Origin of the sequence: Fodinibius roseus, assembly GCF_900129315.1 — a bacterium.
GTDB classification, from domain to species: domain Bacteria; phylum Bacteroidota; class Rhodothermia; order Balneolales; family Balneolaceae; genus Fodinibius; species Fodinibius roseus.
The window spans coordinates 192,253-199,601 of record NZ_FQUS01000008.1 but is presented as its reverse complement, the minus strand read 5'-3'; the positions used below and the strand labels follow the sequence as shown (position 1 = coordinate 199,601).

The 7,349-nt window shown below is 47.1% G+C and carries 6 protein-coding genes; all 6 read right to left on the bottom strand.

Features of this window, described 5'->3' with window-relative positions; translation table 11 throughout:
* Positions 1 to 152 precede the first annotated feature (152 nt).
* Positions 153 to 554: a helix-turn-helix domain-containing protein gene (locus BUB16_RS09560; RefSeq protein ID WP_073062894.1), complete on the bottom strand. Its 402-nt coding sequence runs from the start codon at positions 552 to 554 to the stop codon at positions 153 to 155.
* A gap of 546 nt (positions 555 to 1,100) precedes the next feature.
* Positions 1,101 to 2,249 carry an efflux RND transporter periplasmic adaptor subunit gene (locus BUB16_RS09555; RefSeq protein WP_170864345.1) on the bottom strand — a complete coding sequence of 383 codons (1,149 nt, stop codon included), beginning with the start codon at positions 2,247 to 2,249 and terminating at the stop codon, positions 1,101 to 1,103.
* 135 nt (positions 2,250 to 2,384) lie between these two features.
* A complete protein-coding gene (locus BUB16_RS21480; RefSeq protein WP_170864344.1) occupies positions 2,385 to 2,543 on the bottom strand; it encodes a hypothetical protein in 159 nt (52 codons plus the stop codon).
* Positions 2,524 to 5,589, bottom strand: coding sequence for an efflux RND transporter permease subunit (locus tag BUB16_RS09550; RefSeq protein ID WP_073062892.1), 3,066 nt, complete (start codon positions 5,587 to 5,589; stop codon positions 2,524 to 2,526). The genes BUB16_RS21480 and BUB16_RS09550 overlap by 20 nt, the downstream gene beginning before the upstream one ends.
* A gap of 113 nt (positions 5,590 to 5,702) precedes the next feature.
* Positions 5,703 to 6,227, bottom strand: a complete 525-nt coding sequence (locus BUB16_RS09545; protein WP_073062889.1) for a hypothetical protein — start codon at positions 6,225 to 6,227, stop codon at positions 5,703 to 5,705.
* Positions 6,224 to 7,273, bottom strand: a complete 1,050-nt coding sequence (locus tag BUB16_RS09540) for a BF3164 family lipoprotein (protein ID WP_073062886.1) — start codon at positions 7,271 to 7,273, stop codon at positions 6,224 to 6,226. Before BUB16_RS09540 ends, BUB16_RS09545 begins: the two co-directional genes overlap by 4 nt.
* Positions 7,274 to 7,349 lie beyond the last annotated feature (76 nt).

Below are 7,349 nucleotides of genomic sequence, written 5' to 3'. Positions count from 1 at the left end.
CTGAAATTTTTGAACGCTTATAATATTTGTTATTCATTGCATAGCAATATGTTACAAACTTTTATAACATGCTATGCTTCATAAGACCCTTATTATATATATCCTTGAGCCTATCCGCTTAACAAATTACCTTAATATTTTGCTTAATATTTTTATTCCTTTCGGCGATATTGCGAGGGGGTGATCCCTTTCCGACGTTTGAATGTTTGAGTAAAAGCCGAATGGCTACTAAAACCTGTAGAAAGTGCAATGTACATCAAAGGGAGATCATCAGGTAACACTTTAAGGAGTTGACAAGCAACTTTTAAACGGTGCTTAATAATATATTTTTTAGGGGACATACCCACGTAATACCGGAACCTTACTGAAAAATTATTCCCCCTAAGCACACATTTTTTCTTCACACCTTCCACGCTCAACCACTCGTCAAATAGGTGATTATGAATGCAATGCACTGCCCGCTGTATACTGGGAGGACACTCAGTACTACCAGTCTGCAACTGCTTGATATAGTTCTTCTTGATTTCTTGGATCCCTGTATATTTATTATCCATCTCTATTCCCCTTTCTACGTTGACCTATGATTTAATATAACATAGAGAGAAGGATTGAAAGAATTGTAATTTAAAAAGCGCTCCTCTCTATATCAGTAATAATACCATAGCAAATATAGCTATTGTATTTTATCTGCTGTCATATGTTGAATAGTTTCGCTCCCATCCCAAGCTCTCAACTACACTCAGATATCATAAAACAGGTCCAATCAGGAATTTCACAATGCCAAATTGTTGGATATAAAAATAAACTTAAAAGATGGTTTGAATGTAATATAAAAAAATTAAATCACGTTCAATATGACAAAGAAACTCTTATATTATCGATTCTTTTTCCGTTTATTGAAGTACGAATAGTTTATAATTATACACATCAAATGGGATATTAAATATTTTAAACTATTTTATTTTACTAAGAAGAAAATAGCAAGTCAAATCCTACATATTATTATTAAGTAAAGATTTCTTTTACCACAGGTCTGCAAGAATTTTGCAAAGATCTACACTAATAACTCCGCCTCTCAACTATACAAATCGATAACCTGCTTACTCCTCCGGCCCTGGCAAGCTTTCCGGTTTGCCCAGCTGCAGCCGGGGCTCCACCCCCTGCAGGTGACTGAGCGCAAAGTGGCGATCAACGGCAATGGTGTCCCCGGGAGCAATCTCCTCATGATTCACAATGGCCCACTCGCTGTTCTGGGCGGCCGGCTCCACATATACCCACTCCACCTGGTTATTTTCGCTATTCAGTTTAAACAGCAGCGTCCGTCCCCCATCCCGCGACAAAATCGCCGAACGCGGCACCCGTACCTTCCCGTCCTGCTGCATGATTTGGATGCGTCCCTCTACCGTCATGCCCGGACGCAGCTGCTGTCCACTGTTATCGGCTCGCACGATCACGGTCCCGGTCTTGGTCTCCGTATTAACCACCGGCTGGATCGCTTCTACCTGTCCCTGCAGCTGTTGTCCCCCCGGGGCGGTGAGCTGCACGTCCATGCCCCGGTTTATATTACCCAGCTCCGATTCCAGCACGTCAAACCGAAGGCGCACCGTCCGGTCATCAACCAGCTCTCCCACCGTTGTCCCGGCCGCGACATAGGTGCCCGGTGCCAACCGCTTCTGGGTGGAAAGCACGCCGGAAAAGGGGGCTTTCAGCTCCGTATACGACAGGTCCAGTTGTGCCTGTTTCAGATCCAGCTCCGCCTGGGCCAGTCCGGTCGTAATGCGGACCATTTGCGTGCCGGCGTCCCGGCCTCCGCTGGCGTCCGTCACCGTATCCTGTCCGGCCCGCATCCCCATCTCAATCTCATAATTCTGTTTGGCTTCTTCATAGGCGTTCTGCGCCTGATCTACCGCCATCGCGTATTCCCTCTGGTCGAACACCAGAAGCTCTTCTCCTTGCTGTACCCGCTTTCCCTCGGTGATATTGGAACGCTCCACGTACCCGCTGATCTTGGGTTTTAGCTCGACGGACTGGTTGGCTTCCACTACGCCCTGGCTTTCGATATACTGGTAAATGGGCTCATCATCGGCTACGGCAAAGAGGACTTCGGGACGTACTTCCGCCGACTCCTGCTCCTCTTCGGCGGAGGGATTCTGGGTTTCATCCGCATTGCTTTGACAGGCCGATAAAGACAAGCCAAGACACAGGGAAAGCAGCGCTACTTGATGAAAGACTGATGAAAGTTTTGCCATGATAACACGATCCATTTATATATTATACCAGTAGTAATGTATTGAGAAGCTGTTTAACAGCCAAATCAAGGGAATCCCCCGACGTTGCCGTTGGAACACCAGGATTGTTTTCCGATGCATGAAAAGTTTCATCATTCAATAAGCATCCGATTTCAAACCTAAAATTCGACCGGTCATTTTTAATTTCCCAATTTTTAATTCGATTCTATAATTCCCAGTTTCTCCATTTTTAATTTCATAATCCTCAATCCCATAATTCCCAATTCCCCCATTCCTAATTCCTAATTTTCCCATTCCTAATTCTCCGCCCTTCCACCCACTGAAAAATAATGGGCACCAAATAGAGCGTCAGCAGCGTACTTGTCACCATCCCGCCCATGAGCGCCAGGGCCAACGATTGACGAAACGCATAGCCATCCCCAAAGGGCAGCAGCATCGGGATGAGTCCAAAGATCGTCGTGAGGCTGGTCATTACGACGGGACGAAACCGGTGCAGTCCCGCCTGCGTAATCGCCTGGTGCAGATCACCGGTATCGGCCAAATAGCGGCGCATGAAGTCCACTTTCAGGATGGAGTCGTTGACGGCTATACCGGTCAAAATAAGGATCCCCATAAATGAGAGGGCATTCAGGCTGATGCCGGTCATCCACAAAACAGCGACCGACCCCACCCAGGCAAAAGGGACCGCGGCCAAAATGATGAGCGGGTGACGCAAGCTCTCGAACTGTACCGACAGGATGATGTAAATGATCACCACACTGATGAGCAGCAACAACCCCATATCCGACAGCAGTGAAGCAACGCCCATCACCGCACCGCCGACTTGTACCTCGGTGCCGGTCTCGCGGGCAAAATCCGTCAGGGACGCGCGAATCTCCTCCCCGCGCCACCACCAGTCCGTGAAGCTGATATCCCCCATATAGCTCAACACCGGCGTCTGGTTGACCCGCTCCAGCTGCTCCGGCTCGGACGCCCGCTCGATGGAGGCCAGTTTTACCAGCGGCACCTGCCGGTTGTTCAGGTCCAGTACGATATTTTCGGGTTCAAAGATCTGCCGGTCATACCCCACCAGGCGTATGGGCACATTTTCGTCCTGGCGGTTCCAGTCGGTGATCCAGCTGCCGCGGGTCAGCGACTCCAGATACCGGATAACCTCCTGCTCGCTGATCCCCAGCTGCAGCAGGTTTTGCGTCTTAAACCGGAGCTGGTAGGTGTCAAGCTCCTGCTCATACTGCCTGGCAAGCGTGATATCCAATCCCGCTGACCGCAGCCGTTCCTGCAGGCGGGGTGCCAGCTGCTCACTCTGCCGCCTGTTTTTATCGACCAGGCGGAAAAGTACCGGCGGTTCACTGGCGGACGGTAACACATTCAGTGCATTCTGAACAGCCAGGGGCTTGGTCGTCCACCCCGGCTGCTCTTGAAAATAACCGGTGATCGTTTCCCGCACCCGGTCGGCCATCGCGTACCCATCCACCGGGATGCTCATCGTAAATTTATTGATCCCCTCCTCCGATAGATTCGACAGGTTCGTCTGGTCGGTATAACCTCCCAGCACCCGGATGGGACGGTCCTCCTGTTTCATCTGGTTTAACCGGTTGATAAGACTTTCGGCGGCCTGGCGCGTGGCATGGAGGGAGGTATTGCCCGGCAACCGTACCTGGTAGCGCAGCTGCCGGGGCTCGGTCTCGGGCAACACGCTCTTGTGAACCAGCATAAAAAGATAGAGGGCCGCGATCAGCAGCACCGACATGCCTCCCAAGAACAGGGCTTTGCGGCGGAGGGCCCACTGCAGGCTTTGCTCATAGCGATCGCGCATCCTATCGAAAAAGCGGTTAACCCCGAAGACGGACGATCCCCCTTCTCCCTCCTTCTGAAACTGGGTAACAAGCACCGGCAGGATCAACAGGGCCACACCGAGCGAAGCCAGCAGGCTGATGGAGAGCGTCCACGCCTGGTCCTGGAAAAAAGCGCCTTCGAATCCGCCCAAAAATACCAGCGGCAGGAAGACGGAGATAGTCGTCAATGTGGAGGCGGTCACGGCCAGGGCGATCTCGCGTGTACCCAAATCGGCGGCTTCAAAGACAGAGGTCGACGCCGAGCGGTGCCGGTTGATATTCTCCAAGACGATAATAGCGTTATCCACCAGCAGTCCGATACCGAGGGTAAGTCCGCTGAGCGAAACGATATTCAGCTGGATATCAGAAATAAACATCACGAAAAAGGTCAGGAAGATACTCACCGGAATCGCCACCCCGATAGTGAAGGGGGTCCGCCAGTTGTCCAGGAACAGGAAGAGCACGATAAAAGCCAGCACCGCGCCGTACAGCAGCGTCTGCAGCAGGTTATTAATCGCATTGCGGATAAAGCTGGCGTTCTCCTGGAGTACGGTGATGCCAATATTGGCATTCTGTCCGCGCAGCTCATCCAGCAGCGGAAGCATGGTGTCGTAGGCTTCGACGGTGTTGGCCCCATACTCTTTCTTGACGAGTACGCTCAGTACTTCATGCTCGTCCACCAGCGAAAAGGAGGTCGGATCGGCTTCATCCAGCTGCACCTCGGCCACGTCGCTTAGCTTGAGCACGCGTCCCGTTCCCAGCGTTTTCAAAGGCACTTCCTGCACATCCCCTATCGACTTGATTCGGCTCTGGATCTTCAGCGAGTAGCGGTACCAGCCGTCGCGGAGCTCGCCGGTGGCGGTAAACAGATTGGCCTGCGAGACCAGGTTTTCCACCTCGCTGAGGGATACGCCGAAGCGGTTCAGGGCCTTGGGACGGAAGCGAATCTGAACCTCCGGCTCTACCGCGCCCACCAGTACGGTCTGGGCAATGCCGTCGGCCTGTTCCAGCCGCCGGGACAGCACCTGCTCAGCCCACCGCTTGAGGTTGAGACGGGTCCCGAAGTCGGGATCGCTCTCATTGAGACTGGTGACGCCCAGCACGGCAATCGGTTCGTCGGAAGCGGTATTCTGCACCAGCTGGGGACGGTCGGCCTGCTCGGGCAGGGTATAGCGAATTTGATCCAGTTTTTCGCGGACATTGAGGAAGGACAGATCCATATTTTGTCCCCATTTGAACCGCAGCGATATGATACTCTGTCCCTGCCGCGCAAAGCCGTGCACGCTCTCCAGGCCCTTCACCGTACTGAGCACCGCCTCCATCGGCTCGTTGATGCGCTGCTCGACCTCCCGCGGGGCGGCCCCGCTCCAGTCGGTGCGCACCAGCAGCGTCGGCGAATCCACCTCCGGCAGCAGGCTCACCGACAGCTCACTCAGGGCGATCGTCCCGAAGATGAGCGTCGCCAGGATGAGCATGAATGCGGTTATGGGGCGTCTTAGGAGCAAAGATCTTGAATGAAGTTAATACATGTACGAATATTATAGTAGAAAGAAAGGTGATTTGCAATTGGAAGGTCAATTAGTATAGAGATAATTAAATGTACAACTCTTCAAAAGATTTATTGAGAATCAAAATATGAATTCATATCCTGATAAAACTGATTACTTTTTTCCTTTGCCCCTTCTTTAGCCATATAAAAATATCGGACAGTCCCATTTGAATCAGTTAACACTATTACTGGATTAGTTAATTCAAATTCAACATTAAATATAGATTTACGATGTGAAATGACCTCATAAGGAAAGGTTGCCCCAAACAGTCTACTTAAATAAGACTTATTGTGACTCATCAAATACACTTGAATTTTCTCTCTATAATGGCTAAAAAGACTATTAAGTTTTTGAACTTCATGTTCAATACAGCTTCTGCATCCTTGATCTGAAAAAAAGGCTTCTACTGTCATCCCATTGTCCGAAAATGCCACAGAAGGATGTGTAATCCTTATATTTAACGTACTCACCTTAATATATTTCCATGACTCAAATTGTGTTAGTTGATTCCTTAAACTTATATTTTGATACAAAAAAAAGATATTGAAGCCAAGTAACGAGATAATAACCGTTCCTACTGCTAATTTCTTCATTCATTTGAATTGTATTCAAACTTATATATGGCATCATTACTATAGCTTAACCCATAGAAATATTGGTTCTTCTCATCAACACTTATCATTGATAAATTATACTTGGAAGGGATCAGGTACTGTTTATGTGGCTTACCTTTCCAATTTAAAACTTTTATATAGGTTTGATGGGCTCTATCATCAAGTTTGTTCCCCAAATAAAGTAAGTAGATATAATTATCTGAAGCCTCTACATCCAGATAGTATGCAAGGTATCCATCTTCTTTAAAAGTATTTAGATCATAAACAACAGATGGTGGATCTGAATCCAACATATACCGTTTTGGATTGTCGTTTATATCGGAATTAAGATCGAAAATTTCCAATCCTGGATAGTGCATCATTACAGAAGCAAACTTACTTCTATTCGGCGAGATATCAGAAGACCTAGCATTAATATTGGTAGCAGGCATCACTTCATAAGGCTTCATTGTTAGATTAAATAGAGGAAAAGTATTAAAATTATCAGTTCGCGGATGATAATAGAAACCGCCTCTTTTCTTATTAAGTCGTTTAGAAAACCGATCATCATAAGTACCTATAATTTCAGTGCTATCTACATAAAATATATCTATAGTTCCAGATAATTCTCTAGGAAGCTCATACCTTTTATTAATAGACACTTTACTTGAGTCTATTGATGTCTTTATATCAATGCTGCTAAGTGTTAATAGCTGTTGATCTAAAGTAAATATTCTTATAAAATTTCTTGTTTTTATACCATCTTGAATCACTGGTGACATATTAAATTCATTTGGTCCTCTTCCTTTTTTTCCAAAACCTGAAATAAGGTGTTGATTAGAATCATATACCTTGATTATATCTTTTTTCATAGTACTAATTACAGTCAAGGAATCAATTACTTTAATGGATATTAACCCTAACTCATCTTCAAATACACGATCCCCTTTTAATTCAATGGGCGTGGGAAATTCTGTGATTATTTGCCCATTAAATTTTTTTTGATCAGTTATGCACGAGCTGAAAATGATTAGACTGAGTAACAAAATTAAAATAGACCTAGATCGTATCAAATCAATATTAATTAATATTTAAATGTATAGGGATGCAATAAATTAGCAT